Annotated in this window: 6 protein-coding genes; all 6 read left to right on the forward strand. The window is 46.2% G+C overall.

Annotated features, from left to right (window positions below):
- Nucleotides 1-488: DUF3577 domain-containing protein (locus AB6E51_RS24020; protein WP_372140269.1), on the forward strand; the 488-nt coding region annotated here is incomplete at its 5' end.
- A 123-nt stretch (nt 489-611) separates the two neighbouring features.
- Nucleotides 612-1,130 (forward strand): hypothetical protein, encoded by a 519-nt coding sequence (locus AB6E51_RS24025; protein WP_372102025.1) that lies wholly within the window; start codon nt 612-614, stop codon nt 1,128-1,130.
- A 71-nt stretch (nt 1,131-1,201) separates the two neighbouring features.
- A complete protein-coding gene (locus tag AB6E51_RS24030; RefSeq protein ID WP_102333101.1) occupies nt 1,202-1,435 on the forward strand; it encodes a hypothetical protein in 234 nt (77 codons plus the stop codon).
- 79 nt (nt 1,436-1,514) lie between these two features.
- Nucleotides 1,515-1,856 (forward strand): hypothetical protein, encoded by a 342-nt coding sequence (locus AB6E51_RS24035; RefSeq protein ID WP_017110270.1) that lies wholly within the window; start codon nt 1,515-1,517, stop codon nt 1,854-1,856.
- Between the two features lie 98 nt (nt 1,857-1,954).
- Entirely contained in the window at nt 1,955-2,269 is a 315-nt protein-coding gene (locus tag AB6E51_RS24040; RefSeq protein ID WP_017110269.1) for a hypothetical protein, read from the forward strand.
- Between the two features lie 163 nt (nt 2,270-2,432).
- Nucleotides 2,433-3,356 carry a DUF1281 domain-containing protein gene (locus tag AB6E51_RS24045; protein WP_372102024.1) on the forward strand — a complete coding sequence of 308 codons (924 nt, stop codon included), beginning with the start codon at nt 2,433-2,435 and terminating at the stop codon, nt 3,354-3,356.

A 3,356-nucleotide genomic window follows, 5' to 3' on the forward strand; every position in this document is an offset into this window, starting at 1 on the left:
GGGATGTAATTTTTTCTCGTGCAGCCTGTCTCGGAGAAAACATTATGTCTGATAACAATCAAAACACTTATTTCGACCTTCACACTCATGGATTTGGTTTTCTAAACCGCGTGAGAAAAGTGACACCGAAAAAAGGTGACCCGTTCTACGCAACCACCATCACGTGTTTACGTGGTGATGATAACGAAAGAACGTACATTGACTGCAAAGTCGTAGGGAAAGAGGCGATTGAGCTTTTTGAAGCGCATGGTCTTGATAACTACGACTTTAGCCAGCAAGGTGGCGATAAAGGCTCACTGAGTTTTACTATCAGTGATATCTCGCTCGACACCTTTACTTATCAAAGCAACCACAGTACGAAAGCGGGTCAGTTTGGCGCAACCATTAAGGGGCGTCTACTCAAAGTGAAGTATCTGAAGGTGAATGACGTTGTACTTGTACAATCGCCAACACCGACTGGTTCTGATGCAAATCAGCAAGCGGCTTGATGTTTGACTGCCCCAATACACTGTTGTGTGTTGGGGCTTTTTATTACTTTCATTGATTACCCACAGGGGATACGTTCCCCTATGGCGACGTTTCTCCTTTTTGCCAATATTAGGAGAGCGACAATGAACAATACAATGATGATTCAAGATACGTATAACGCCTTTGTACTAGAGAGCGTACTCGACACAAATGGTTTCACAAATGAAGAACCCTGTCCTTGCTGCGGTCAAGCTGCTGTAAGACGTGAATTTGATGAGTTACTGGGTGGTTGTATTAATTCAGTTTACTCATTGAATTGTACTCACTGTAGCCATCATGAGTGTGACCAAGAGTTTTGCTCTAAGTGCGAAGCCAACATGGAGGAAAATGAACGCGGTTATCTCAAAGCTTGCCACTACGCTGGTTTATTCGATGACATCGAACAAAGACTCCGTAACGGTAAAGCGGTAACAGGCGTTTATTTGACTGAATTGAAACAGACGCTGTACAGCGAGCCCGAAGTGGTGAGTTGGCTGTGTACGTTTTATCTTCTTGATGCTGATGAGCCGCAAGCGGTGGTTCATTGGTTGAAAAAGACCATGCTGGATGCGCGTTTTAATGCACGCCTAGAGGCGCGTATTGAACAAGCGAAATTGAATTAACTATTAACCCAACCCACAGGGGACTCGTTCCCCTATGGCGGCTCTCCTTATTTATTTTTGAGGAGAGCAAGATGGACAAACTCAATCTTTTACAGACAAAAGCCCTGGCGCTTTTTTCTGTGGCGAGGGGCAGTGACATTTCACCACCAGAGCTGGCAAACGCTGGTTTTATGATGCGTGAAGGGCGCTTTTACCCCGTCGAAGACATTGAAGTGATCCAACAACGCCTTAGTCATGATTTCATGGTGTGGGATGAATCTACCCCGTTTGTGAACACGCTGAGATTTCAGCGTCGCTCGCATTAGGGGCAACCCATAAACCCATAGAGGGGAATGTCTCCTCTATGGGGTCATTCCTTCTTTTTTTATATTAGGAAGAAATGATATGACTCAACTTATGGTGACGGTAACACTGGCCGGTGGGCAGAAAATCGATTGTGACGTCTCTAAACATCACTATCGTAATAACAAGCAAATCGCGCTCCAGTTATGCACGGCCGATACAAAACGAAATGAAGCTTCGGATTCGTTTCCAGGAGAGCCTATGGGCACTCCGACGGTGTGTTTACCAAACAATCACTTCAACGAGAATGAAACAGCCATTAAAGATTGTGACGAGTACGCTGGATTTTTAGGCGCGCTTGAGCAAGCAGGAGTGGTTCGACGTACCACGAGAACCATTCATGGCCCGTATGTTTCGTATCACGTCGTGGAAGTGTTGATCTAACCGTAATGTAACCCATCCGACAGGAACCTCTATTCCTGTCGGGGATTGGGGTTTTCTGTCTTTTTTGTTATAGTGTTAACAGAGAATAGGAATAGATAATGACGATGAGTAGTCCAAACGAATTTACCCAAAAAGATCTGATGAAGCATTTGCTCGATGTGTCACAACATGCCGTGACGCGAGAGCAGCTGCAAGAGACAGAGCGTAATCTGAATCGACGTATTGACGAAGTTCGTACTGAGATTGTGGATGTTCGTACTGAATTGAAGCAAGACATTGCGGATGTTCGAACCGAAGTTAAAGAAGTGCGTTCTAAGCTTGATCGATTGCAATGGGCGATTTGTGGAACCATCATTGTGGGTACAGTGACATTACTGTTTAAAGAGCAGATATTAATGACATTGCTCTCATAGGCATTAGTTGCCGCTATCGCTAAATAAACCTCAATTCGACTTAACCTTAAAGCCTCTATCTTAGATAGGGGCTTTTTTATCACATCGCGCTTTGCGCCCCCCCCCCCCACCTGGGATGTCTCCCATGTGGGGGCATCCTTTTATTTTTTAAGAGGAACTGATTATGCCAAATTGGTGTGTAAACCAAATTCATATCGATGGGCCTGATTCTGATGCCATCATCGAACTCATGACCCAACCCAAACCACTGCTTCATCAACAAGCGTCACGCGCGGCGGCTAAGCTGTTTTTAGCCGGTGTCGGTGGGCTGTTAAAACCCACTTACCCAATGACTTTTGAACTCTACCCAGACCTTGTTCGCAAGGTCGGAAGTTCAACACCAGAAAATCGTGCGTTTACAAAGTTTGTCACGTTAATGAAACAACCCGATGTGGCACTCAATGAGGAGGTCTGCCAGTGGTTACTTACGCTTTTTGAACAAAGTGGTCTCAAGCAGCGTTATTCGGGGGACTTACCTAAAGCCGCCAGAACGAAGATGGCGCCCTTGCTGAAAAAACAAGCCTCAGATTGGACAGGACTCTATTTTCGTCGATTACCGCTCGATATTGTTTGGGCAAAGCTTGATTTACCTGAGCCAGAGCCAGAGCAAGCGTCTAAGGACTTTTCTCTGAGTGCGTTAGCGCCGCCGATGTTATTGGTTGAGCTCAATGGCTTTAATGGTGGTTTGTTTGCTCGCGATAGCCAAACTCCATCGGGGTATCACGATAACGTTGAACGCCTTGGCACGAAGTGGGATCGAGCCTCTGTTTTAGAGGTTGGCGAGAATCAATTGGAATTTGATACTGCTTGGTCTCCGGCGATACCACCGATAGAGGTGTTAGCGCGTCGTTTCCCAAAGACCACGATCACCCACTTCTTTGCTGAGTGCGGCTGCGCCTTTGCCGGTTACGTCCAGTATGTGAACGGGGAGAGCCATGAAGAGATTTGGGAAGACCTGGTGTTTTCTGAGCAAGAGAACGAGGAGGGCTATTACGACGTGGTGGGGCCTGACTATGTGCTTGAGCATTTCTCTCACTATGGAGGGTAA

Origin of the sequence: Vibrio sp. 10N.247.311.47 (assembly GCF_041467535.1) — a bacterium.
In the GTDB taxonomy this organism is placed as follows: Bacteria; Pseudomonadota; Gammaproteobacteria; order Enterobacterales; family Vibrionaceae; genus Vibrio; species Vibrio crassostreae_C.

Bases quoted from the DNA above. Each gene is read 5' to 3' on its own strand.
- AB6E51_RS24040 (WP_017110269.1), top strand. From the start codon at position 1,955: ATGACGATGAGTAGTCCAAACGAATTTACCCAAAAAGATCTGATGAAG.
- AB6E51_RS24030 (WP_102333101.1), top strand. From the start codon at position 1,202: ATGGACAAACTCAATCTTTTACAGACAAAAGCCCTGGCGCTTTTTTCT.
- AB6E51_RS24035 (WP_017110270.1), top strand. From the start codon at position 1,515: ATGACTCAACTTATGGTGACGGTAACACTGGCCGGTGGGCAGAAAATC.
- AB6E51_RS24045 (WP_372102024.1), top strand. From the start codon at position 2,433: ATGCCAAATTGGTGTGTAAACCAAATTCATATCGATGGGCCTGATTCT.
- AB6E51_RS24025 (WP_372102025.1), top strand. From the start codon at position 612: ATGAACAATACAATGATGATTCAAGATACGTATAACGCCTTTGTACTA.